Annotated in this window: 21 protein-coding genes and 1 pseudogene; 15 read left to right on the top strand and 7 right to left on the bottom strand. The window is 29.2% G+C overall.

The features are described 5' to 3' along the window. Positions 1–39: 39 nt before the first annotated feature. The 10 genes from ASHG_RS04895 (at position 40) to ASHG_RS04850 (ending at position 11253) form a co-directional block, all read left to right on the top strand. Entirely contained in the window at positions 40–732 is a 693-nt protein-coding gene (locus tag ASHG_RS04895) for a MurR/RpiR family transcriptional regulator (protein ID WP_051145885.1), read from the top strand. Further along, positions 719–1483 carry a MurR/RpiR family transcriptional regulator gene (locus ASHG_RS04890; protein ID WP_040397894.1) on the top strand — a complete coding sequence of 255 codons (765 nt, stop codon included), beginning with the start codon at positions 719–721 and terminating at the stop codon, positions 1481–1483. The genes ASHG_RS04895 and ASHG_RS04890 overlap by 14 nt, the downstream gene beginning before the upstream one ends. Before the next feature lie 558 nt (positions 1484–2041). Continuing rightward, positions 2042–2452 (top strand): 30S ribosomal protein S12, encoded by a 411-nt coding sequence (rpsL, locus tag ASHG_RS04885; RefSeq protein WP_040397893.1) that lies wholly within the window; start codon positions 2042–2044, stop codon positions 2450–2452. 132 nt (positions 2453–2584) lie between these two features. Continuing rightward, positions 2585–3055 (top strand): 30S ribosomal protein S7, encoded by a 471-nt coding sequence (gene rpsG / locus ASHG_RS04880; RefSeq protein ID WP_004818603.1) that lies wholly within the window; start codon positions 2585–2587, stop codon positions 3053–3055. 8 nt (positions 3056–3063) lie between these two features. Continuing rightward, the gene (fusA, locus tag ASHG_RS04875; protein ID WP_040397892.1) at positions 3064–5136 is read left to right on the top strand and encodes an elongation factor G; all 2073 of its coding nucleotides are present in this window, start codon (positions 3064–3066) and stop codon (positions 5134–5136) included. 13 nt (positions 5137–5149) lie between these two features. Then, positions 5150–6346, top strand: coding sequence for an elongation factor Tu (tuf, locus tag ASHG_RS04870; RefSeq protein ID WP_040397890.1), 1197 nt, complete (start codon positions 5150–5152; stop codon positions 6344–6346). 103 nt (positions 6347–6449) lie between these two features. Next, the gene (mprF, locus tag ASHG_RS04865; protein WP_040397889.1) at positions 6450–8954 is read left to right on the top strand and encodes a bifunctional lysylphosphatidylglycerol flippase/synthetase MprF; all 2505 of its coding nucleotides are present in this window, start codon (positions 6450–6452) and stop codon (positions 8952–8954) included. A gap of 81 nt (positions 8955–9035) precedes the next feature. Next, positions 9036–9554, top strand: a complete 519-nt coding sequence (locus ASHG_RS04860; protein WP_040397888.1) for a peptidylprolyl isomerase — start codon at positions 9036–9038, stop codon at positions 9552–9554. Positions 9555–9646: 92 nt separating this feature from the next. Further along, positions 9647–10708: a guanine permease gene (locus tag ASHG_RS04855; RefSeq protein WP_040397887.1), complete on the top strand. Its 1062-nt coding sequence runs from the start codon at positions 9647–9649 to the stop codon at positions 10706–10708. Between the two features lie 8 nt (positions 10709–10716). Next, complete coding sequence (locus tag ASHG_RS04850) at positions 10717–11253, top strand: phosphoribosyltransferase family protein (RefSeq protein WP_040397886.1); 537 nt, start codon at positions 10717–10719, stop codon at positions 11251–11253. 52 nt (positions 11254–11305) lie between these two features. On the opposite strand, the pseudogene ASHG_RS04845 reads toward ASHG_RS04850, so the two are convergent. The 5 genes and pseudogenes from ASHG_RS04845 to ASHG_RS04825 all read right to left on the bottom strand — a co-directional run bounded on the left by ASHG_RS04845 (position 11306) and on the right by ASHG_RS04825 (position 14806). Beyond that, a pseudogene (locus tag ASHG_RS04845) lies at positions 11306–11843 on the bottom strand (manganese efflux pump MntP). 75 nt (positions 11844–11918) lie between these two features. Further along, positions 11919–13253: a S41 family peptidase gene (locus ASHG_RS04840; protein WP_040397885.1), complete on the bottom strand. Its 1335-nt coding sequence runs from the start codon at positions 13251–13253 to the stop codon at positions 11919–11921. A 45-nt stretch (positions 13254–13298) separates the two neighbouring features. Beyond that, positions 13299–13862 carry a tRNA 5-(aminomethyl)-2-thiouridylate-methyltransferase MnmM gene (mnmM, locus tag ASHG_RS04835; protein ID WP_040397884.1) on the bottom strand — a complete coding sequence of 188 codons (564 nt, stop codon included), beginning with the start codon at positions 13860–13862 and terminating at the stop codon, positions 13299–13301. Beyond that, entirely contained in the window at positions 13849–14400 is a 552-nt protein-coding gene (locus ASHG_RS04830; protein WP_040397882.1) for an ImmA/IrrE family metallo-endopeptidase, read from the bottom strand. The genes mnmM and ASHG_RS04830 overlap by 14 nt, the downstream gene beginning before the upstream one ends. A gap of 7 nt (positions 14401–14407) precedes the next feature. Next, positions 14408–14806 carry a helix-turn-helix domain-containing protein gene (locus ASHG_RS04825; RefSeq protein ID WP_040397881.1) on the bottom strand — a complete coding sequence of 133 codons (399 nt, stop codon included), beginning with the start codon at positions 14804–14806 and terminating at the stop codon, positions 14408–14410. A 141-nt stretch (positions 14807–14947) separates the two neighbouring features. Between ASHG_RS04825 and dinB the strand changes: the two genes are divergently transcribed. The 5 genes from dinB (at position 14948) to ASHG_RS04800 (ending at position 23631) form a co-directional block, all read left to right on the top strand. Beyond that, positions 14948–16186, top strand: coding sequence for a DNA polymerase IV (gene dinB / locus ASHG_RS04820; RefSeq protein WP_040397880.1), 1239 nt, complete (start codon positions 14948–14950; stop codon positions 16184–16186). 321 nt (positions 16187–16507) lie between these two features. Beyond that, positions 16508–18013: a bifunctional phosphoribosylaminoimidazolecarboxamide formyltransferase/IMP cyclohydrolase gene (purH, locus tag ASHG_RS04815; protein WP_040397879.1), complete on the top strand. Its 1506-nt coding sequence runs from the start codon at positions 16508–16510 to the stop codon at positions 18011–18013. Between the two features lie 10 nt (positions 18014–18023). Next, positions 18024–21692 (top strand): phosphoribosylformylglycinamidine synthase, encoded by a 3669-nt coding sequence (locus tag ASHG_RS04810; protein WP_040397878.1) that lies wholly within the window; start codon positions 18024–18026, stop codon positions 21690–21692. Positions 21693–21700: 8 nt separating this feature from the next. Beyond that, positions 21701–23152 carry an IMP dehydrogenase gene (gene guaB / locus ASHG_RS04805; RefSeq protein WP_040397877.1) on the top strand — a complete coding sequence of 484 codons (1452 nt, stop codon included), beginning with the start codon at positions 21701–21703 and terminating at the stop codon, positions 23150–23152. Positions 23153–23238: 86 nt separating this feature from the next. Continuing rightward, positions 23239–23631: an ATP cone domain-containing protein gene (locus ASHG_RS04800; RefSeq protein ID WP_040397876.1), complete on the top strand. Its 393-nt coding sequence runs from the start codon at positions 23239–23241 to the stop codon at positions 23629–23631. Between the two features lie 438 nt (positions 23632–24069). On the opposite strand, the gene ASHG_RS04795 is transcribed toward ASHG_RS04800, so the two are convergent. Together ASHG_RS04795 and ASHG_RS04790 are read right to left on the bottom strand one after the other, a co-directional pair. After that, positions 24070–25977 carry an ABC transporter permease gene (locus ASHG_RS04795; RefSeq protein ID WP_040397875.1) on the bottom strand — a complete coding sequence of 636 codons (1908 nt, stop codon included), beginning with the start codon at positions 25975–25977 and terminating at the stop codon, positions 24070–24072. A gap of 1 nt (position 25978) precedes the next feature. Continuing rightward, complete coding sequence (locus tag ASHG_RS04790; RefSeq protein ID WP_040397874.1) at positions 25979–26722, bottom strand: ABC transporter ATP-binding protein; 744 nt, start codon at positions 26720–26722, stop codon at positions 25979–25981. Positions 26723–26727: the final 5 nt, after the last annotated feature.

Genomic DNA, 26727 nt, shown 5'->3' with positions numbered 1-26727 from the left:
TAGGATTTTTTTATTGAAATATTTATTTAGGAGATAAAATTGAAGTTAGAAGAAATAATTAAGAAGAATAAAGAAAAATTTACTCAGACAGACCTCGCTATAGCAGATTTTCTAATAGATGAAAAGAATGAAAAACTAGATTTATCTATAAACGAACTTGCAAAAAAATGTCTTACATCAAGAACTAGTATATTAAGATTTACCCAAAAAATTGGTTTTGATGGTTATAGTGAATTTAAATATTATTTAAACCAAAATGAAGTAAAAAGGGAAGATGAAAAAACAGAAGAAAATGATGAAAATATAAATGAAATATTGGAAAAATTAGACAAATCTAATAATATTTTTATTTATGGAAATGGAGACTTTGAAGATATAATAAAAAATTCTATAAAATCCTATCTAAAAGATTTAGGTAAACTATCAGAAACATTTCAAGGAAGGGATGAAATTAGTACCTTCAACAAAAATTCACTAAAAGATTCAACAATATTTATAATTGACTTATCAGAAGATCCGGACAGCTTAGAATTATTAAGTTTAATATCAAACTTAAATACTAAAAAAATCCTAATAACAGACTCGTATTCCAAATCATTTTTATCAGATTATACTATACATATAAAAAAATTAGAGAAAAATAAAATAAATTCAATTGCAAAAAAATTAGAAGAAATAGAAAATTTCTTTATAAAATATCAAGAATTTAGGATTAAAAATGAAAATAAATGATTTAATAAGAGATAATTATAATAAATTAGACAAAAATGATATAAACTTATATTCATATATAATGCAGGAAAAAACTGATTTTGTAGAAAAAACTTTAAAAGAATTTTCAGAAAAATCGAACTTTAGTCAATCATCCATAGTAAACTTTGCTAATAGAATAGGTCTTGATGGATATTCAGAATTAAAATATCTAATAAAATGGGAAAGAGAAAAAATAGTTGATTTTGATGAGAATGAAATAGACTATACTTATAACGATATATCATTATCTATGAACATGATAAAAGGATTAAATTTAGATGGCTTATTTGAAAGCTTATATAATACGAATAAAATATATTTAATATATACAGGGTATATTCAAAAAAATTTGGCAGAAGAGCTAAAAAGAAATTTCCTAAATATAGGTGTTATCGCATACACTCTAGATATAAAAAATGATTTAGAATTATTAAATAAAAATATCAAAAGAGATGATATAGTGATAGCTATATCATTTTCAGGTGAAAATACAATATTACTAGAATTTATAAAAAAAATAAGAAAGAGAATAAATTTAGTATCGATAACAAAACTTTCAAACAACAAATTATCTCAAATATCAGACTACAATCTATCCTTTGTATCTCATGAAGTATATAGATATAAAGAAAGCACATCCATAAGACCAGTTAGTCAATACTATGTAATAATAGATTTTTTGGTATTAAAATATTTAAATTATAAAAGTAAAAATAAAGGCAAGGTCTAAACCTTGCCTAAAATTATATTTTTTGTTTGATATATATAATTTTTATTAAAAGCTTATCGAAAAATGAACATTATTAATTCATTTACTTCAGTTATAAACTTAGCTTGGCCGAAAATATTAGAACAGGTTCCTTAATAATATATAAAAACTTCTATTTTTTTACTAGCTAATGTAATAAGAATAATGCATTTACTTTAATATTTTCTTCAGCCTTTTTCATATCTGATTTAAGTATTAAATTTTATAATCTTTAACTTTAAAAAAATTCCAAGTATTAGTTAAATGAGCTTTATAGTCAGACTAAGTAACAATTCTCATAATACATTCGTTTTTTAAAACATTAAATAATTTATTGTCATATATATCTATATTTTAAATAATCTTAATCTCTAACAAAAGAAAAAAATAAATGAAAACCAAAAATTAAAAAAATCTATTAATTATTGAAAATAAGATAAGATAAGTTGACAAGACATTTAATCAATAGTAGAATAAATAAGGATTGGCGTAATGCCAATTTTTAAGATGATTAAAATTTAGAAAAAAAGGAGGTGCATTATGCCTACAATTAATCAACTTGTTAGAAAAGGTAGAAAGACAATAAACGAAAAGTCAGCTACACCAGCTTTAGGTTACAACTTCAATACACTTAAAAGAAGACAAACTAAATCACAATCACCACAAAAACGTGGAGTTTGTACTTCAGTAAGAACAGTAACACCTAAAAAACCTAACTCAGCTTTGAGAAAAGTTGCCAGAGTTAGACTAACAAATGGTGCAGAAGTTCTTTCTTATATACCAGGAATCGGACACAATCTTCAAGAACACTCTGTTGTACTTATAAGAGGAGGAAGAGTAAAAGACCTTCCAGGTGTTAGATACCATATTATAAGAGGTACTCTTGATACAGCAGGAGTAGAAGGAAGAAAACAAGGTAGATCTAAATACGGAGCTAAAAAAGAAAATTAGTAGTATTTAGATGTAGTGCATAATGTACTAATTAATATAAAGTATATGTGCACACGAACGGCTTTAAGGTCGTTTAAGGCCTTATGGTCGAGTACTAAAGATATTACTAAATTGGTAAAGGAGGGAAGCAAAGTGTCAAGAAAAGGACATATACCAAAAAGAGAGGTAATGCCTGATGCTAAGTATAACGATAGAGTTGTAACAAAGCTTATCAACAATGTTATGCTAGACGGTAAAAAAGGTGTTGCTACAAAAATAGTTTATGATGCTTTCGAAATAGTTGGAGAAACTTCAGGTAACGATCCATTAGAAGTATTCTACCAAGCTTTAGAAAATATTATGCCAACACTTGAAGTTAAAGCAAGAAGAATCGGTGGAGCTAACTACCAAGTACCTATGGAAGTTAGACCAGAAAGAAGACAAACTTTAGGTTTAAGATGGTTAGTAAATTTCTCAAGAGCACGTGGAGAAAAAACTATGGTAGAAAGATTATCTAAAGAAATTTTAGATGCATCAAACAATGCTGGTGCCAGCGTTAAACGTAAAGAAGAAATGCACAGAGCTGCTGAAGCAAACAAAGCTTTCGCACACTATAGATATTAGGGGGATCAATGTCAAGAGATGTCTCATTAAAAGAAACCAGAAATATAGGTATCATGGCACATATCGATGCAGGTAAAACAACAGTAACAGAAAGAATGTTATATTATACCGGTAAGATTTACAAAATAGGTGATACTCATGATGGTACAGCAGTAATGGATTCTATGGACCAAGAAAAGGAACGTGGAATTACAATCGGATCTGCTGCAACAACATGTTACTGGGATGGTCATAGAATAAACATCATAGATACACCAGGCCACGTTGACTTTACAGTAGAAGTTGAAAGATCTCTAAGAGTTCTTGATGGAGCTGTTGCACTATTTGATGCTAAAAGTGGTGTAGAACCACAATCTGAAACAGTTTGGAGACAAGCTGATAAATATGACATTCCAAGATTTTGTTTCATAAATAAAATGGATGCTACAGGCGCTGATTTCTATATGTCTGTAGATACAATAAAAGAAAAATTAAAAGCTAATGCAGTACCTATAGAAATTCCTATAGGAGCTGAATCTGAATTTGAAGGTGTAGTTGACCTAGTAACAATGGAATCTGTAACATACAAAACAGAAGACTTAGGCGCTCACCCAATTAAAGGCGAAATTCCAGAAAACTTAAAAGAAAAAGCAGAAGAATTTAGAACAAATCTTTTAGAAGAACTATCAGAAATTGATGACACAATCATGATGAAATATCTTGAAGGTGAAGAAGTTTCCGTAGATGAAATAAAAACTGCTATAAGAAAGGGAACTATTGAAAAGAAAATATTCCCATGTCTTTGTGGATCAGCTTATAAAAACAAAGGTGTTCAAGCGTTACTTGATGCAATAGTTGATTACATGCCAAGTCCACTTGATATACCAGCAGTTCAAGGAACAGATCCTAAAGATGAAGAAAAAGTACTTGAAAGAAAAGCTGGAGATAAAGAGCCACTTTCTGCCCTAGCATTTAAAGTAGTAACAGACCCATATGTAGGTAAGTTAATTTATGCAAGAATCTATTCAGGAACAATCGAATCAGGTTCATACATTTACAATGCTACAAAGGGTAAAAGAGAAAGAGTAGGAAGAATCCTACAAATGCACTCAAACAAACAAGAAGAAATCGAAACAGGTTATTGTGGCGATATAGTAGCTCTTCTTGGACTAAAAAATACAACTACAGGAGACTCACTCTGCGTTCAAGATGATCCAATCATTCTTGAAAACATGGAATTCCCAGATCCAGTTATATCTGTTGCTATTGAACCAAAAACAAGAGCAAGTCAAGATAAAATGGCTCTAGGTCTTCAAAAACTTGCAGAAGAAGATCCAACATTTGTTACAAAAACAGATGAAGAAACAGGACAAACAATAATTTCAGGAATGGGAGAACTACACCTTGAAATTATCGTTGATAGATTACTCCGTGAATTCAAAGTAGAAGCTAACATTGGTAACCCACAAGTAGCTTATAGAGAATCTATAACACAACCTGCAGAAGCACAAGGTAAGTTTGTAAGACAATCTGGTGGTTCTGGTCAATACGGTGATGTTGTTCTTAGAATTATGCCTGGCGAAGAAGGAGCAGGAATTACATTCGAATCCAAAATCGTTGGTGGAGCAATTCCAAAAGAATACATTAAACCAGTTGAAGAAGGTGTTAGAGAAGCAGCTACTCAAGGTATACTTGGTGGATATCCAATGGTTGACTTGCACGTAGAAGTATTCGATGGTTCATACCACGAAGTTGACTCATCAGAAGTTGCCTTCCACGTAGCAGGATCTATGGCTCTTAAAAATGCTGTAGCAAAAGCAAAACCAGTATTACTTGAGCCAATGGAAAAAGTAGAAATTACAACACCAGATGAATATCTAGGAGATGTAATGGGAGATGTTTCATCAAGAAGAGGAAAAATTGATGGAATGAACCCAAAAGATGGAATTCATATATTAGATGCATTCATTCCACTTTCAGAAATGTTTGGATATGCAACAGATCTAAGAAGTAAAACTCAAGGTAGAGCAACATATTCAATGCAATTTGATCATTACGCTCAAGTACCTGAAAGTGTAAAAGAAGAAGTTTTAAATAAATAATTAGGAGGATGACATGAGTAAAGAAACATTTGAAAGAAGTAAACCACATATTAATATTGGTACAATCGGACACGTTGACCACGGTAAAACAACAACAACAGCAGCAATCACCCAAGCATTAAACAAAAAATATGGAACAGGTGAATTCATAGACTACGATAAAATTGATAAAGCTCCAGAAGAAAGAGAAAGAGGAATCACAATCAATACATCAGTAGTAGAATATGAAACAGAAAAAAGACACTACGCACACATCGATGCCCCAGGCCACGCTGACTACGTTAAAAACATGATCACAGGAGCAGCACAAATGGATGGAGCAATCCTAGTAGTAAGTGCAGCTGATGGTCCAATGCCACAAACAAGAGAACACATTCTTTTAGCTAGACAAGTAGGAGTACCAAAAATCGCAGTATTCCTAAACAAAGAAGACCAAGTAGATGATCCAGAACTAATCGAATTAGTAGAAATGGAAGTAAGAGACTTACTATCAGAATACGAATTCGATGGAGATGAAGCACCAGTAGTAGTAGGATCAGCATTAAAATCACTACAAGAAGGTGGAGAAGGCGAATGGTCAGACAAAATCTTAGACTTAATGGAACAAGTAGACGAATACTTCGATATTCCAGAAAGAGATAACGACCAACCATTCCTAATGCCAGTAGAAGACGTAATGACAATCTCAGGAAGAGGAACAGTAGCAACAGGAAGAGTAGAAAGAGGAACACTAAAACTTGGATCTACAGTAGAAATAGTAGGACTAACAGAAAAAACAAGAGAAGTAGTAGTAACAGGAATCGAAATGTTCCACAAATCACTAGAAGTAACAGAATCAGGAGACAACTGTGCATTACTACTAAGAGGAGTACAAAGAAACGAAATCCAAAGAGGACAAGTAATAGCAGAACCAGGTTCAGTACACCCACACACAGAATTTGAAGGACAAGTATACGTACTAACAAAAGAAGAAGGTGGACGTCATACACCATTCTTCTCAGGCTATAGACCACAATTCTTCTTCAGAACAACAGACGTAACAGGAGATATCCAACTAGAAGAAGGAACAGAAATGGTAATGCCAGGAGACAACGCAACATTCAAAATCAAATTACAAAAACCAATCGCTCTTGAAGAAGGATTAAGATTCGCAGTAAGAGAAGGTGGAAGAACAGTTGCTTCAGGAGTTGTTTCTAAAGTAATAGCTTAATTAGCTTAAATTTGAAATAAAATAAAATTTAAAAGGCGGGTTTAACCCGTCTTTTTTTAAAATATATTTTAAATTTTTAATTTGATTATTATAAGGAAGTGAGATGAAAGAAAAATTATATAATTTTAAAGAAATATTTAAGAAAATTTTTCTGGTATCTGTTTTAATACTGGTAATTATCCAATTTAAAAAAATATCAAAAGATATTAAAGTTGAAGATATAAAATTTATTTTTAAAAACTTATCTTTGTTTACAATAATTCTCATGGTGATTTATGGTATTTTTGCAAATATTCCTGCTAGTTTATATGATTTTGTATTAAATAAAGAACTTGGTAATGATTATGATAAAAAATACATAGCAGAAACAGGATTTTGTATAAATAATTTTAATGACTTATTGGGACTTGGTGGATTTATTTCTATTGGTCTTAGGACAACTTTTTATGGTAGGGGTCATGAAGCTAGTAAACTTGTGAAAAAAATTATAGAACTGTTGGTATTTTTACCTTGTGGTTTGTCATTTTTTTCTATTTTATCGCTTTTATCTTTTAGCTTTCATGAAAATCCTATATTAGAAAATTATAAATTTTTACTTGTAGGAGCAAGTTTGTATCTCCCTATTGTTCTAATACTATCTTTTATTGGAAAAATAAAATTTGAGAAGAAAAATCAACTTAAACTACTATTTATTTCAATTGCTGAATGGTTTGGAGTAATGAGTGCTTTTGTAGTTATAGGCTACTTGATGGGAATAAAATTTGATTTGATTAGCCTTTCAACTTTGGTTGTTGCTGCAAATATTGTTGGATATATTTCTATGATTCCAGGTGCTATTGGTTCATTTGATTTGATAATTTTATTTGCACTAAAAAGTCAAGGTATTAATCAGGAATTAGCCCTTGCTTGGATTCTACTTTATAGACTTTCGTATTATATAGTTCCATTTTTCTTGGCTTTTGTATTTTTTAGTAAAAACTTTTCTAAAGCTTTTCAATTTAAAGATGCAGATTTTATTAAAAAAGTATTTAAAAATATTATCCTTGTAATAAATACTTTTTTGATGTATATTTTTGGTCTTTTTATGATTTTAGCAGCTACTTTACCAGATAAGGCTTATGGAGGAGGTATTCTTACAAAGTTAAACCCTGTAAGAGCATCTGCAATTTATCAATTTCCATCTCTTTTGTTTGGTTTTATTTTTATAATTATGGCAAGAGCTTATATATCAAGACAAAAGAAGTCTTTTATTTTAAATTTTATTATTTTAACACTTGTATTTTTATATACTTATACAACAGGATATAGTTTATCTACTCTTATATATATTGTAATTATGTTTGTGATAAATCTCATTACAAGAGATGAACTTTATACAAAACAATTTATTTATGCAAGTGAAGATAAGTTTATAGATTTAATTTTGGCGAATTTTATGCTTATTGTTTATGTAGGTAAGATTTTAAAATTCGGATCAATTATTGATGTAAATATTGATGAGGCTAATGACTTTATTATAATTCCTTTCGAATATAATTTTATATCTATAATTGTTACTATTTCTATTATTTATTTATTATCCTATCTTTTGGTAAGATTTTTACAAGGATCAAAAGTAAAAGTAGGAGAAAAATTTGACTATGATAGATATATGAGCTTACTTAAAAGTCAAGGTGGTTCTAAGGAAGCATTTTTGGCATTTTTGGATGATAAGAATCTATTTTGGCTAAGAAAAGATAATAAAGATTTGGCATGTCTTCAAATTAGAACAGTTTCTGATAAGGTAATAGTTATGGGTGATCCTATTGGAAATGAAAATTATTTTGATGAGCTTTTAGATGAGTTTATTAATAATGCAGACAATTTAGGCTATAATATTGTATTTTATGAAATTAATAAAGAGATAACTATGAAAGTTCATGAGTATGGTTTTAATTTTATGAAATTTGGAGAAAGTGCCAATGTTAATTTGGAAGAATTTAATTTAGATGGAAAGAAAAAGAAAAATCTCAGAAAAACTATTAACAAAATTGACAGAGAAGGTTATAAGTTTGAAGTTATAAAGAAGCCTTTTGATGGAAAAACTATTAAAAGATTGCAGGAAGTTTCAAATTCATGGTTAGACGAAGGAAAAGAAAAGGGATTTTCACTAGGATTTTTTGATAGAGATTATCTAAATACTGGCGATATAGGTCTTGTAAAAAATCCCGATGGTAAAATTATAGCATTTGCAAATCTTTGTCCAATATATTATAAAAATTGGGCAACAGTTGATTTGATGCGTTATGATGATAATATTGATGGTCTTATGGATTATTTATTTATTAATATTTTTTCTTATTTAAAAGAAAATGGAGTGAAGTATTTTGATCTAGGTATGGCTCCACTTTATAATGTTGGAGTTATGAGACATTCATTTTTGCAAGAAAAAATAGTGTACATGATATTTAAATTAGGCGATCATTTTTATTCGTTTGAGGGATTAAAAACTTATAAAGATAAGTATGCTAGTTTTTGGGAAGAAAAATATTTATCTTACTCCAGAGGGTCATCATTAATTTTTTCTGCTTTAACTTTATTTTATACAATAAATAAAAAAGTTAAATAATTATATGTAAAATTAAGTATAATAGTATAATAAAATATGAGTTTAAAATTCTAAAAATAAATTATTAAAAAGGAGATATAAATGGAAAATCCAATTGTTACATTTGAAATGGAAAATGGGGCAATATTTAAGGCTGAATTATATCCAGAAATTGCACCAAATACAGTAAATAATTTTATTTCATTGATAAAAAATAATTTTTATGATGGAATTATTTTCCACAGAGTTATAAAAGATTTTATGATTCAAGGAGGAGATCCAGAAGGAAGTGGAATGGGCGGCCCTGGATATTCTATAAAGGGAGAATTTTCATCAAATGGTTTTGAAAATAATTTAGCTCATGACAAGGGTGTATTATCAATGGCGAGATCATTTATGCCAGATTCTGCAGGAAGTCAATTTTTCATTATGCATAAAAAAAGTCCACATCTTGATGGGGAATATGCAGGTTTTGGAAAAATAATTGAAGGAATTGAAGAAATTGATAAAATTGCAAATGTAAAAACAGATTTTAATGATAAACCATTAGAAGAAATTAAAATAAAAAAAGTTACTGTTGATACAAAGGGTGTAGATTATCCTGAAGTTGAAAAAATGTAAGTTTAAGGCAGATCTTTATCTGCCTTTTTTTATTTATAAAATATGGTATAATTAAATTCGTATTTTTGAAAATAATTATTATAGGAGGTCTTATGACTTTTAATGACGTTATGGCAGCTTTGGGGGTAGTAATTAATGGAATTCCTCAAGCTTTGTTGGCGCTTTCTGTTGGTTTTTCTGCTTTTCCTACTGCTTTAGGATTTGCAGTAGGAGTAATCGCTTGTACGCTTTTACATTCACCAATTCCAATTTCTATGCAAGCAGAAACTATAGCACTTGCAGGATCTTATGGAGAAAATATTTCTGAAAGGCTATCAGTAGTATTTTGGGCAGGAATTATTATGTCAATTCTTGGTATTACTGGAAGTCTTAATTTTATTGTTGATTTGGCAGGAGTTTATGTATTAAATGGAATGATGGCAGGAGTTGGCCTAATTCTTGCAAAAATTGCTGTTGATGGCTTAAAACTTGAAACAAGAATGGTAAGTTTAATTTCAATTATAAGTGCTTTGATAACTTATTTTGTTTCTGGTAGAAATCTTGTTTATACAATTATAATTTCTGTAGTGATTTCTTCTATTTATGCAAATATTATGAAAATGGAAATAGGAAAAGATATAAAAAAAGAAGAAAGAAAACTATCTATAAAAAAACCTATCTTAAATAAAAAAGTAATAAGAGGAGCTCTATCTTTAGCTTGTCTTACAATTGGTGCAAATATTGCTTTTGGAAATATTACAGCATCTCTTGGAGATGGAAATTTAACAGCAAATATTGACCATCTAACAATTTATTCTGGTCTTGCTGATTCGGTTTCTTCTCTTTTTGGTGGGGCACCAGTTGAGGCTATAATATCTGCAACAGGAGCTAGTGATAATCCTGTAAATTCTGGAATATTAATGATGGTTATTTTGGGTGTAATTATGTTTATGGGACTATTACCAAAACTTGGAAAATTTGTACCAGGTGAATCAATCCATGGATTTTTATTTGTACTTGGAGCTCTTGTAACTGTTCCAACAAATGCTAATCTTGCTTTTGCAGCTGGTGGTGATACAATATTAGTTGCAGGGATAGCTATGGCAACAACAGCAGCAAGCGATCCATTTATGGGACTTGTAGCGGGAGTAATACTTAAATTTATAATATTATAGGAGTTTTGATGAATTATTACAAATTAAAAGTATGTGGACTTGAAAGAGATTTACCAATAATACAAATTTCGGATAATTTAAAAATTGCATCTTTTGTATTGTTAGGAGATGCAGAACTTGCAGAAAAAGCAGGAAAAGAGCTTAGCAAAAAAGTAGATGCTGATATAATTCTAACAGCAGAAGCAAAGGGAATTTCCCTTGCTCATGAAATTGCAAAAAATATAGGAGAAAAATCATTTGTAGTAGCTAGAAAATCTGAAAAAGCATATATGAATGATCCAATAAATGTAGAAGTAAATTCTATAACAACAAAAAATACTCAAAAATTATTTTTGGACTCAATAGATGTAGAAAAAATAAAGGATAAGAAAATAGCTTTAGTTGATGATGTAATATCAACTGGAGAATCTATGAATGCTCTAGAAAGTTTAGTAGAAAAAGCAGGAGGAGAAGTTGTACAAAAACTTGCAATTCTTGCTGAAGGGGATGCAGCAAATAGAGATGATATAATATATCTAGAAAAACTTCCTGTTTTTGAAATTTAAATATAAATAAAAAGAACTTCCATAAAAAGGAAGTTCTTTATTTTTAAAAAAATTATTGTAAAAATAAGTGTTCAATTAATATTTTAGTTCCTAGTAAAATTAAAATTATTCCTCCAATAAGCTCGGAAATTTGTTTACTTCTCATTCCTAATTTGTTTCCGATTTTAAAGGCTATTGATGAAAGAAGAAAGGTTGCAAATCCTATTATTAAACTTGATGAAAAAATATTTACATTTAAAAATGCGAATGATACTCCAACTGCCATTGCATCAATACTTGTTGCAATTCCAAGAGAAAGTAAAGATTTAAAACTTAGACCATGACTAATTTTCTCTTATCATTTGGAAACCAATTATAAATAATAAAATAAAAGCAACCCAATGATCAATTGCTTTTATTGAATTTGCAAAACTTGAAGCAAGAAAATATCCGATTATTGGCATTATTCCTTGAAAAATTCCAAAACAAAGACCAATACTAAGGGTATCTTTGATTGAGGTTTCTTTTATTTGAAGACCTTGGCAAATGCTAGCGGCAAAAGCATCCATGCTAAGTCCTATTGCTAGTATCAAAATTGAAAAAAGACTCATAACTACTCCTTAATTTTAAATAACTTTCAACCAAAAAATTATACTTGTTATTTTTATATAAGCAAATAGAAGGCCTTAGCCTTCCATTTCAATTATTTTTTGTATTATTGGTTGTTCTTTTATTTCATCATATCTATTTGAGTCAATACTTATATCAGGATTTGTTTTTTCAATTTCATTTATATAACCTGACTCTGTAAGTCCAATTTCTTTTGGAAATCTTAATACATATCCTGAATTTGGAAGATCAATTTGTAAAGGATCTGTCCCTATTCCATCTCCCTTACTTTGACTTCCAACTAAAGTTGCAAGTTTTGTTTCTTTACAAAAAGATGCAAGCATTTCAGCAGAAGAATATACAGTTGAGTCTATTAGTAGATAAATATTTCCCTTAAATTTTATAGAATCTTCACTAGGATTTACTAAAATAGGATAGTTTGTATAATAATCAAATTTTGAAAGAATTTCCTTAGTTTCATTTGAAAAATTGCTTTCATTTAAAAATCCACTGACTCCTTCATTGTATTTTTCTTGACTGATAACTTTTTTATTTAAATCTCCTTTTTTAATAAAGGAATAATATTTAGTTGAATATGGCTTATCAATAATGCTTGGTAATAGAAAATCTTGCCAATATCTAGAGTCGCCACCAGTATTACCTCTAATATCAATTATTAAAGCTTTTTTATTTTTGATTTTTTTAAGGTAAGACTTGATTTTTTTATGGTCTTTTGATGAATAATCATAATTAAGCATTGAATTTATTTTTAAATAAGCAATATCCTTGTTGATTTTTTGAGTGCTAATATTTTCACCATTTAAATTATTTTCATTCGAAAATCCATCTTTAGCATTTCCAACCAAGACATTTTTGGGATTTATTTTTGACATGATTTCATATTGGTTGTATTCCAGATAATTATCAATTTTTTTGTTATCTAATTTATATCTTCTTCTTACATTTTCTTTTTCATAAATTTTACTAATATCATGACGCCAATCATTTTCTGGGAGTTTGTAATAATTTATATACATATATACAGATTGATTTTGATCAATTAAATGAGTGTGGTCGTTATTAAGTTCATATAAAATTTTATTCATCCTCAATCCAAAATCTACATCATTTTTTGAATCTTCAATGTATTTTTTGTAATAATCTTTTTTTGCTAGCCAATCAACGTTATTAACTTTCTTGTTTATATCAAAATATGGATAATAAGTTTCCAAAGTATTATATGCAAACTCAAAATCTTCTACATACTGGTCTTTGGATAAATTTTCTATTTTTTTATCTTCAAGACTAGGTAGATCAATTTTATTTGCATTTTTTGGGCTTGTAAAATTTAAAAAAGCAAGAATAAGTAAAATTGAAATTATAGCAAAAGTAAAAAATCTTCGTTTTTTCATTTAATATCCTTTCCTTTTCTAATTATAACAAATAAAAAAAATCTTTTATAGCTTTCTTATAGAAACTAGGTAGGGAGGATTGTTTATTTGATTGAAAAAATCATATTTAATAACTTGAAATAATTTTTGATTTAAACTTTTTAAAAATTCACCAATATATTTGGACTCTTCTTTTCCTTTATCATGACCAGGATAAAAAGTTATTAAAATAAGACCGTTTTTGTTTAAAAGTTTTAAAGAAGATTTTAAAGATTCTATGACTGATTTATAATCTGTAGTTATGGATTTATCGCCTTTTGGTAGAAAACCAAGATTATAAACAAAAAGGTCTATTTTTTCATTTATATATTTATCTATGTTCTTATGATTATCGAGAATAAATTTTAAATTGCTTCGACTTCCAATAAGTTTTATGGTATTATTTTTTGCCAAAACTTGGATATCAAAGGCATACAAAATTTCTGGATTTTTTTTATCCAATATAAATTTTGAATCATAGCCATTTCCTGCTGTCATATCACAGGCTTTTATATTATTTTTTGTCCTATTTTCTATAATATAATGGGAAAGTTTTACTGGATTATTTATAATTTCATCAATATATGTCATGGTTTCTCATATCCTTACCGTTAATATCTCTAAAAAATCTTGAATCAGCCTCTTCTTTTCTAATATTTATTCCCATCCTATGCATCTCATTTAATTTAAAAATCATAAGATTTACATTTACATTATAAATTGATGCAAGTTGGTTGTAAGTATAGCCTTCTTTTATGTCCATTAGTAATTGTTTTTCATCTAAAAGAAGGTGGGCTGCAAAAATATTTGCGCACAATTCCATTTCACTGTTTATATCAAAGAGTTCATATTCAATTAGATTTTCATTTTTTGCCATCTCTCTATGATAAATATCATGGCCTAATTCGTGGGCAAAAACCATATTTTGAATTCTTTTATCTACAAAGGGATTATAAAAAACAAAAGAATTCCTTTTAATAATTTTATACATTCCCAAAAGTCTTGTATTCTCCTTAAAGGCAATTATATTTACCCCTCTTTGAATTAAAATTTCCTTAGGATCTCTGCTGTCATATTTTTTAATTAATTTTTTTACATCTTCATAAATTTGATCGTACAAAAAAGACATAATTCACCTAATCTTTGTTGGGATTATATTTCTTATTTTTACTTTTTGCTATATAATAGGCCTCTTGGATAGAATCTAGGATTGCTTTTTTATCTTTTTCATCTATTTCTCCACCAGCCATAAGGCCAATTACACCATCAACCATTTCTTTAGCATCTCTTGCTCCCTTATAACCATATTTTTCTCTAGCATCAAGAATAAAATTATCCTCATCAGTTACAAGGTAATCATGGCTAGTATCTAAAATTTCTGCAAGTTTATCATAAACTTTTCTATATCTTGGTTTAGATTCACCCATTTCATATCTAGAAATTGTTTTTAAAGAAACTCCAACAAGTTTTGCTAATTCTTCTTGAGTTAAATTTTTATCTTCACGAAGTTGTCTTAACTTAGTTCCAAAACTCATATTCTCTCCTTTGTAAAAAGACACTTAGAGACTTATAGTCGTTTAAAGTCTTGACAAAAGACATTAAGCGTCTTAAAATTTAATTAAGTCATTTAATGTCATAATTATACATTATTAGTCATTTAAGTTCAAGGAGGAAAAATGTTAAGGACAATTCTACATTCAGACATGAATTCTTGTTATGCATCAATCGAGGCAAAATTAAATCCAAAATTAAAAAATAAGGCAATGGCAGTCTGTGGAGATCCAAAAAATAGGCACGGGATAATTCTTGCAAAAAGTCAAGAGGCAAAAATTATGGGAGTAAAAACAGGAGAGGCAATTTGGCAGGCAAAAATAAAATGTCCAAATTTAATCTTAGTCCCTCCTCATTATGAAAAATATTTAGAATTTTCAAGAAAGGCCAGAAAAATTTATTATTCTTATACAAATAGGGTCGAGCCTTTTGGTCTTGATGAATGTTGGCTTGATGTGAGTGAAAGTTTAAAACTTTTTGGAAGTGGAGAAGAAATTGCAAATGAAATTAGAAAAAGAATGAAAAATGAATTGGGAATTACTGTAAGTGTTGGAGTTTCTTTTAACAAAGTTTTTGCAAAACTTGGATCAGATTTAAAAAAGCCAGATGCAACAAGTGTAATAAAAAGAGAAAATTTTAAAAAAATAATTTGGCCTTTAGATATTTCTTCAATAATTGGAATTGGAAATGCTACAAAGAAAAAATTAAATGGAATAGGAATTTATACTTTGAGAGAGCTTGCAAAAAGTGATGTTAAAACAGTCAAGGGAATTTTGGGAATTAATGGACTTTATTTGTGGCAATATGCAAATGGTTTTGATGATAGACCAGTTAAAGATTATTCTTATAGGGAAGTGATAAAAACTATAGGAAATTCATCAACTCTTGTTGAAGATTTATACACAAATGAAGAAGTGTATAATATTTTTCAAATTTTATCTTTAAATGTTTCTAAAAGATTGAGAGAAGCAAATCTTTCTTCCATGGGAATAAAAATTTTTATTAGGGATAATAATTTACTTTCATATGAATTTCAATCACCAATAAGTAATCCAACTCAATCTTCGATAATTCTTGCAGAAAAAGCCATAGATCTTTTTAAGAAAAAATATAAGTGGAATTTTCCAATAAGAGCCTTGGGGCTTAGGGCGATAAATCTTGTAGATGATAAAATTCCTACTCAGACAGATATTTTTTCAGATTATAAAGAAATTGTGAAAAAAGAAAATTTGGATAAGGCAATTTATAACATAAGAAAAAAATACAATAAGGATATTTTAACTTTTGCCTCTTTAAAAAATAATAAAAAATTTCCAAAAGATAGGACAGAAATAGTTACTCTTCCTAATGGAATGATTAGATAAAATAGGATTTAAGTCCTATTTTTTGCAAAAATTTACTAAATTTTTTAAAAATATAAGATATATCTTTAATTTTCAAAAAAACTATGGTATGATTATTTTACATTCAAGTTGGGGGAATTAATGATGAGATTTATTTTTAAAATAAGAAAATTTTCAAATACAATTTTATCTATGAAAAAAATTGAAAGACTAAGATCTTTCTCTAGATTTTTATGCCCAAATTTGTCTATTAATGTAGTAATGTTTTGTCAGGGAAGCTAATTTTATTAGCTTCCCTTTTCTTGTCTTTAAATTTAGACTAAAAGCTTATAGGAGGGATTAATGAGAGCTTTAATATCTGTTACTGAAAAAAAGGATGTAGAAAAACTTGCTAAAAGATTGAGTGAATTAGGTGTTGAAATTGTATCTACTGGTGGTACATACAAAAAAATTAAAGAAAGTGGAGTGGATGTAAAAGAAATTGAGGAAATAACAAATTTTCCAGAAATTTTGGATGGTAGGGTAAAAACTTTATCACCATATGTTCACGGTGGAATTCTTTATAAAAGAGATGACGAAAATCACAAAAAGACTGTGGAAGAAAATAATATCAAAGATATTGATATAGTTGTTGTAAACTTATATAAGTTTGAAGAGTCCTTAAAGAGTAATGATATTGACAATATTATCGAAAATATTGATATTGGTGGACCAACTTTGATTAGATCTGCTGCAAAAAATCATAAAGATTGCATAGTTTTGACTGATCCAAGTGATTATGAAGAATTTTTAGATAAATTAGAAAAAAATGATCTTGATTTAGAATATAGAAGATATTTAGCAATGAAGGCTTATTCTCTTACAGCTTATTATGATAGTGTTATATCAAGATTTTTCAAAGATTTAACTCAAAAAGATAGCGAATATAAAACTTATGGTCTAAGAAAAATTGAAGAATTAAGATATGGAGAAAATCCAAGTCAAAGTGCAAGTTTATATGAGGATACTTATGCAAAAGGACTTTTAAAAGATATAGAAATTCTTCACGGAAAGGCAATGAGTTTTAATAATTACAATGACTTAAATGTTGCCTTGGAACTAGCCAAAGAACTTGGTGAAAATTCTTGTGTTGCTTTAAAACACCAATCACCTTGTGGGGCTGCTATTGGAGAAAATGCTTTTGATGCTTACAAAAAAGCTTACGAAGCTGATTCTTTATCAATTTTTGGTGGAATTGTTGCCTTAAATGGAGTTGTTGATGAAAAAACTGCAGGTATGATGAGTGAAATTTTCCTTGAAATTGTTGCAGCAAATGACTTTACAAAAGAAGCTTTGGAAATTTTATCTAAAAAGAAAAATATTCGTCTAATAAAAGTCGACCTTTCAAAAGATTTTGTAAAAGAGGATGTAAAATATTTGGAAGGAAAAGTTTTAGTCCAAGATAGGGATACAAAAGAAGATGATTTTGAAGTAGTAACTGAGGTTAAACCAGAAAAAAAAGATATTGACGATTTAAAATTTGCAATGTCAGTTGTAAAATATACCAAATCAAATGCAATTGTAATTGTAAAAGATGGAAAAACTTTGGGAGTTGGCTGTGGACAAACTTCAAGAATTTGGGCCCTAGAATCAATCAAAAATAACCACCCAGATGTAGACTTTACTGATTCAATTATGTCATCAGATGCCTTTTTCCCATTCGATGATTGTGTAGAATTTGCGCACAAAATTGGAGTAAAATCAATTATTCAACCAGGCGGATCAATTAGAGATAAAGATTCAATTGACAAATGTAATGAGTACAAAATGTCCATGGTATTTACCAACAACAGACATTTCAGACATTAAGGATAAGTAAATGACAAATTCAGTTAAAAGAGTTTATGTGAGAAAAAAAGACAGGTTCGATTACAAGTCCAAAGAAGTTAAAAAAGAAATAGAAAATCTTTTAAAAGTAAAATTAGAAAAATTAAATATTTACAACAGATACGACCTTGAAATAAGCGATAAAAATTTGGATAAGGCAATTAACAATGTCTTATCCGAAAGAAATCTTGACTATGTTTATGCAAATAATGAGGCAAAAAATCTTGAAGATTCTTTTGAATCTGCCCTTGCAGTAGAATATCTTCCAGGCCAATTTGACCAAAGAAGACAAGGGGTTATTGATACCTTAAATTTAATTTTAGATGAAAAAACAGACTGTAAAACTGCAACAGTTTATGAATTTTCAAAGTTAAATGAAAATGATCTTAAAAAAATTGAAAATTATTTGATAAATCCAGTAGATAGTCACAAAATAAACTTAAAAGAAATGCCAGAAAGCTTGGATATAAAAAGAGAAAAAAATCTTGAAAATGAAGTTTATGATGGATTTATAGATTATTCTGATGGGGAAATTTCTGATTTTGTAAAAGATCATGATCTTGCCATGGATAATAATGATTTAAAAATGGTTAGAGATTATTTTAAAAAAGAAAATAGAGATCCAAACGAAACAGAAATAAAAATTTTAGATACTTACTGGTCAGACCATTGTAGGCATACAACCTTTAATACAAATCTTGATATAGATATAAAGGTAAAAACATCTCTTGATGAGGCTATAAAAAATTCTTTTGATAAGTATTTAAAAATGAGAGATGAACTTAATATTAAAAAGCCTATAAATCTTATGAGTTTTGGTACAATTCTTTCAAAATATATGAGAAGCAGAAATGAATTTGATGATTTGGAAGTATCAAGTGAAATAAATGCCTGCTCAGTTTATGTAAAAGTTAGGGTAGAAAAGGATGGAAAAGAAAGTCTTGAAGATTATCTTTTGATGTTTAAAAATGAAACCCACAACCACCCAACAGAAATAGAGCCTTTTGGTGGAGCATCAACCTGTCTTGGCGGGGCAATTAGAGATCCACTTTCTGGAAGAAGTTATGTCTACCAAGCTATGAGAATAACAGGTGCTGGAAATATTTTAGAAGATGTAGATAAGACAATGGAAGGAAAACTTGCCCAAAGAAAAATTTCAAAGCTTGCTGCAAAAGGATATTCTTCTTATGGAAACCAAATTGGTCTTTCTACAGGATTTGTAAAAGAAATTTTCCACGAAGGCTACAAGGCAAAAAGAATGGAATGTGGGGCAGTTATAGCTGCAGCTCCAAAAGAAAATGTAAAAAGGCTTAGCCCAAAAGCTGGTGATATAGTTTTATTAATTGGTGGAAGAACAGGAAGAGATGGAATTGGTGGAGCAACAGGCTCATCAAAATCTCATAAAATTACTTCAATAAAAACTGAATCAGCCCAAGTTCAAAAAGGAAATGCTCCAGAAGAAAGAAAACTTCAAAGATTATTTAGAAGAAGCGAAGTTTCAAAATTAATAAAAAAATGTAATGATTTTGGAGCAGGTGGAGTTTCAGTTGCCATTGGAGAATTATATGATGGGATTGATATAGATCTTTTAAAAGTTAAGTTAAAATATGCAGGACTAAAACCATCAGAAATTGCAATCTCAGAATCTCAAGAAAGAATGGCAGTTTTAATTGACAAAGATGATAGAGAAGAATTTGAAAAATATTGTAGAGAAGAAAATGTAGAGGCATCCTTAGTTGGAAAAGTAACTGACACAAATAGGATGAGAATGTTCTATGATGACAAAAAAATTGCAGATATTTCCTATGATTTCATAAATACAAATGGAGCAGACAGAAAGGCAAAAGTCGAATTTGTAAGTGAAGATGTTCCAAAATATTTAACAGAAAAATCATCTGATCCAAAATATTTTTATGAGAAAATAAAAGATTTAAATGTTATAAGTCAAAGAAATCTAATAGAAATATTTGATTCTACAATAGGACAAAATACAGTTTTACAACCACTTGGAGGTAAAAAACAAGTAAATCCATCTCAAGCTATGGTTGCAAGAATTCCTGTACTTGATGGAGTTTCAAAAACAGCTTCTATTATGAGTTATGGATTTGATCCATTTATTTCAGAAAAAAGTCAATATTTAGGTGGATATTACGCAGTTATTGAATCAATTGCCAAACTTGTTTCTGTTGGTAGTGATTTAGAAAAAATAAGATTATCATTCCAAGAATTTTATGAAAAAATGGACAATAGCAAAGCTTGGTCCAAACCATTAAAATCTCTTTTGGGAGCCTTTGAAGTAACAAACTTTTTCAAAATGCCTCCAATTGGTGGAAAAGATTCAATGAGCGGTAATTTTGAAGATTTAAAAGTTCCTCCAACTTTAATTTCATTTGCAACAACAACAGAAGATATTGAAAATATAAAGTCTAATGATTTAAAAGGAAAAGGAAAAATCGGACTTGTTAGAGCAAAATGCAAAGATGATTTTACACTCGATTTAGATCATTACAAAAACTTATTGGAAAAATTAATAAAGGCTATGAGAGAGGGAAAAATAATTTCAACGATTGCTCTTGATAATAAGGGAATTTTGGCAAATATTTATGAACAAGCTCTTGGAAATTCTAACTTCACTCTAGATTTTGATAATTTATATAATCCAATGTTTGGATCTTTTGTAGTTGAATATGTTGAAGATTTAGATTTTGTTGAAAAAATTGGAGAATTTTCTGATCATTTAATTGTAAATGGAGAAAAATTAGATACAGAAAAATTAGAAAAATCATATTTAAATGAATTAGATCAAATATTCACACCAAAAGAAGAAATTCCTTATGAAAAAATTGACCAAAAAGAAATGGAAGTTTCTTTAAAATCTAAAAAGCCAGTAGAGAAGGTGAAAGTTTCAATTCTTGCTGTGACAGGAACAAATTGCGAATGGGATACAAGAAAAGTATTTGAAAAATATGGAGCAGAAGTTAAGATTAATTTATTTAAAAATTTAGATAAAGAATCCATAGAAGAATCTATAGAAAATTTAGCCAAATCTATTAAATCTTCACAAATTTTTGCCATACCTGGAGGATTTTCTATGGCAGATGAGCCAGATGGGTCCGGTAAGTTTTTGGCAAATATTATAAGAAATGAAAAAATAAAAGATGCTATTGAATATATGCTCGATAAAAATGATGGATTAATAATTGGAATTTGTAATGGCTTCCAAACTTTAATAAAAACAGGCCTACTTCCTTATGGAAAAATTAAAGAAATCGAAGAAGATGATCCATCATTGACCTACAACACAAATGATAGGCATATTTCAACTTTTGTCGATACAAAAATATTAAATAATAAAAGCCCATGGACAAGAGGACTAGATTTAGATAAAATATATAAAATACCAATATCACATGGAGAGGGTAGGTTTATTGTAAATGAAGAAAAATACAAGGACTTACTAGAAAATGGACAAATATTTTCTGTATATGATACAAATCCAAACGGGTCTGATTATAATATAGAAGGAATTTTATCAAAAGATGGTAAAATTTTAGGAAGAATGGGACATGTTGAAAGATTAGATTCAGATTTATACAAAAATATTTACGATATAGAAGAACAAAAAATATTTGAAAACGCAATTAATTATTTTAAAAAATAGGAGGATTTATGCAAATAATTGGAGAAGGTTTAACATTTGATGATTTATTATTAGTTCCAGGACCATCTGAAGTCCTACCAAATGAAGTTTCTTTAAAAACAAAACTAACAAAAAAAATTAAATTAAATATACCATTAATGTCAGCATCAATGGATACTGTAACTGAATCAAAAATGGCAATAGCTATGGCAAGACAAGGTGGAATTGGAATAATCCACAAAAATATGTCTATCGAAGAACAAGCAAAAGAGGTTGACAGGGTAAAAAGAAGTGAACATGGAGTAATTACAGATCCATTTTATTTAAAGGCTGATAATATTTTAAAAGAAGCCCTAGAAATTATGGCAAATTATAAAATTAGCGGAGTTCCAATAGTTGATGATCAAATGACTTTAAAAGGAATTTTGACAAACAGAGATGTAAGATTCCAAAATGATGAAAATGTAAAAATAGATGATATCATGACAAAAGATGGTCTAATTGTTGGTCATGTTGGAATTACTATGGAAGATGCCGTTAAAAAAATGGAATCAGGAAAAGTAGAAAAACTTCCAATAGTTGATGGCGATTTTAAATTAAAGGGTCTTATTACAATTAAAGATATAGAAAAATCAAGACAATATCCAAACTCAGCTAGAGATGAACATGATAGATTATTAGTTGGAGCTGCAGTAGGAATTACCCAAGATATGATGGATAGAATTGATGCTTTGGAAAAAGCAAAAGTTGATGTTGTAACCGTAGATACAGCTCATGGCCATTCAAAAGGAGTAATGACTGCAATTAAAAAAATTAAAGCAAAGTATCCTAACCTTCAAGTAATAGCAGGAAATGTTGCAACAGGAGAGGCTACAAAAGATTTAATTGAAGCAGGGGTTGATGCTGTAAAAGTAGGAATAGGACCAGGATCTATTTGTACAACAAGAGTTGTAACAGGAGTTGGTGTTCCACAAATTTCTGCAATAATTGATTGTGTAAAGGCCGCTAAAGAATATGAAATTCCTATAATAGCTGATGGTGGTATAAAATATTCTGGAGATATAACTAAGGCTTTAGCTTGTGGAGCAAGTGTAATAATGGCAGGATCCTTATTTGCAGGAACAGAAGAATCCCCGGGAGAAACTATAGTATTTGAAGGAAAACAATACAAAGAATATAGGGGAATGGGATCACTTTCAGCAATGAAATCAGGGTCAAGCGATAGATATTTCCAAAATGAAACCAAAAAATTTGTTCCAGAAGGAGTAGAAGGAAGAGTTGCCCTAAAAGGATATGTTGGCGATGTAATTTATCAATTATTAGGAGGTCTTCGTTCTGGTATGGGATATGTTGGAGCAGCAAATTTAAATGAATTAGAAGAAAAATCAAAATTTGTAAAAATTTCTCCAGCAACACTTGTAGAAAATCACCCACACGATATCCAAATAACCAGAGAATCACCAAATTATACAAAAAAATAAAATAAAAAGATTGGATTTTATTCCAATCTTTTATTTTGGTTCATTTTAGGGTAATAATATATAAAGAAGAAATTTAGGGGGAAATTATGTTAGATCTAACAAAACTAATTGTTGAATACTACCAAGGTAAAAATTTATCAATAGAAGAAATAGCTGACCAAATGGATAAGGCCAAGGTTGAGGTAATTGAAAATTTTTTGGATAATAAATTATACGTTAAAAAAAGAAACGGAAAAATCGAATTATTTGATGTAGAAAAAATATCTAGATCTATAAAAAATGCAGCAAGAAATGGAAATATTGAACTAAATACTTCAGATATATCTATATTAAAAAATGATTTAGAAAAAATAATTAAGAAAAATCATCACAGAATTTTACCTACAGCAACTATAAAAGAATATGTAGAAAATATCTTAGAAGAAGATGGTTACAAAAAAGTATTAGAAAGCTATACATCATATATTAAAAGCAAATAAAATGGGCCTAGAAAGGCTCACAGAACGTAGACAAACCCTCAAGCACGAATATCTGACTCCAAAAATTGTTGATTTCTAAATTTAAAAATTCTAAAATCGCAAACTCGCTAACGCTCATACAGTGCGATTTTTAACGAATTTTTAAATTTGAGATCAAATCAATTTTTTCCGTATGATATTCTTAGCATGAGGATTTGTGTACTTTATCAACAGTCTATGAGCCTAGAAAGGCTCATTTTATTTTTCTATTACTTATATTATTCCAATGACTAGAGTATCTCGTACAGCTTTAACTACTTCTGTCGTGATAGTTTCAAGTTTATTGATTCCCAATATCCTCATTCGAGTCATAATCTTCAGTAATAGTTCTAATATAGTCCGTCCTTTCAGTAATTACTAGGTTGCTCTTATCGATTTCTCTAAAAATATTTTATATAGTTATTTTTGAGTTAGAATCAATTCGATTTTTGCTTTGAAACGATTATTCATAAAGTAGAAATATAGAATCTGAATAACCAATAATACTAAGGTAATCAGAATAGTTTGCTTCCATATGGGGGCTGCGAGTAAATAGGATAACATGTTAACCGCAAAAATCGTATTGACTATCGCAAATAGAAGGGGTGCAAAGAATAAGATCGTAAATTGCCTGTGTTGCACTTCTTGGATTTTATTAATAGACAATCCAATTTTATAGAGGTTAGTATATGTGGGACTAGATCCTCTAATATTACTTAATAGACGGAAATAAATTAAGCTTCCCGCTGCAAGAATAAAGATTACACTTAGCATAATTCCAATGTACGTTAAAACTTGATACGTATATCTTTCTAAATCAACTCTTTCAATTTTTTGTATCAAGAGGAAATCATTGCCTTCAGAACGACCAGACCCTAAAATTTCTCTATTAACTGTTGCTGCTTTCCTTGCTTGTTCATCTGTAGTAGTATCTGAAAAATGATACAAAAAGGCTGTTTGCTTATGTTCGTATATTTGTGCTAATTGGATAAAAAGCTCATGATTCACTACATAAATGTCTCTGTAACGGTAAGAATCAAAAATGTTCGGGCGATTATCGACAATAGTAATTGTTATATTATCAGTTATAGAAATTTCTTCTTGAGAACCTCCATTTGATAGTGATACCACTTCATTGCCAGTCAGTTCTATTTTTTCATTCTCACTAGACGCACTATTGTAGTCTTCTTGAGAAATGATAATCTCTCTCCCGTTATCGCCTTTTTGTAAAATAGGTACACTATTTAACTGAAAAGATATGCCAGCTTCGTTAAGATTTGAATTAATAAACTCTATGTTATCTTCTTCTTTTTCATTAGGCTGAAAGGAAAAATAAGAAATATCAAATGGAGTTGTTTCGGAAACTTCATCAGCAGCAGTAGAGTTTAAGGCAATTGTTCCAATAGTAGTAATAAAAGCTACAGTTAATAGCAATGCTGAAATAAACATGGTTTTTGAATTACTAGATAATCGATACATTAACTCAGAAACCCATAATGCTCTTGTATCTTTCAGATAGTATTCTTCGCTTCTTCTTACTTTGTCTGTAAAATACTTAGAAAATTGAGTGAAAAATAAGAACATACCAATTGTTACCAATCCACCAATTAAAATATGCAATATATCTGAGTTTTGAAGAGTATTGAGCAAATCAAAATCCTGTGGTATTAATTGATTGATTAGATGAATATTAGCTAGGGTGTATCCCAAGAGAATTAAGATTATAGACATGAGAGATAAAAAACGAGAATATCTTATACTGCCATATTCACTTTGGTTTACATCTAGTAAGTTATATATTGGTCTTTTTAATATAACTTGTGATCGGAAGAGTGCGATCAAAAAGAATAAAATACTAAAAGAAATAATCGTAACAATGATTGATTCGATAGGGAAATAAAAGGAGATTGAGCTTAGATTAATTATATTTGCCATCAACAAGACAAGTATATGTCCAAAAGCTAATCCGAAAAGTATCCCTACTATTATAGCTGAAAATCCAATTATCATATTTTCTATGATAATTAATCGACGCAGTTGTTTTTTCGACATTCCCATCATAAGTAAAACACCAAACATATTTTCACGTCTAGATAAAAATGAATTGATTGATAATCCTAAGAAGAATATCGCAAACAACACAACTATTACTTGAGCAGACCCCATAATAGTTGCAACTGCTCCTGGACCTTGATTAAGTTCAGGGTGAAACTGATTTACTGAAAAGATAAAAAAGACAAATACAGTAAACATGCAACTTAGCCAATAGCCAATGTAGGTTTCTTTATCCCTTATTATATTATTTTTAGCAAAATCTCTAAGATTCATTCTAAACACCTCCAATTACATTAAGAACGTTTAGAATATTTTCCCTATATTCTATAAGATCATTCCCTTTACGGATTTCATTATAAATTTTTCCGTCCTTTATAAATACAACTCTCTGACTATAAGTTGCTGTCTTAACATCATGTGTCACCAAAAAAGTAGATATTCCATAGTTACGGTTAAGTTTTTCAAAAATTCTCATAACTTCTTCGGAATTAGCAGAATCCAAATTTCCCGTCGGCTCGTCTGCCAGTAATAATTCCGGCTGATGGATAATAGCACGTGCAATTGCTGTTCTTTGAGCCTGTCCTCCTGAAATTTCTTGCGTACGTTTATTTAATATATTAGAAATACCTAAGGATTCAGCAACCTTCTCTGATTTTTCCTTCATAGATTTAACTTCCTCATTCTTAAACATTAAAGGTAGCATAATATTTTCTCTTACTGTTAATGTTTCAACAAGGTTAAAGTCTTGAAAAACAAATCCTAATGTATTACGTCTAAATAATGCTGCATCTTCATCATTAAGATTAGCTATGTTTCTTCCTGCAACTAAAACATTTCCAGAGGTAGCAGGTAAAATACCAGAAATAACATTCAATAAAGTTGATTTTCCGCTTCCAGAAGGTCCCATAATTGCGACAAACTCACCCTTTTGAGTAGTTAAGGAAATATTATCAAGACCCTTTGACTTAACTACATCTCCATACACATGACTCACGTTATTTAGTTCTAATAAATTCATTTCTA

The sequence above is a fragment of the Anaerococcus senegalensis JC48 genome (genome assembly GCF_000321005.1).
GTDB lineage: Bacteria > Bacillota > Clostridia > Tissierellales > Peptoniphilaceae > Anaerococcus > Anaerococcus senegalensis.
Note: the sequence above shows the minus strand (reverse complement) of the source record. Positions and strands in the feature narration are given on the sequence as shown.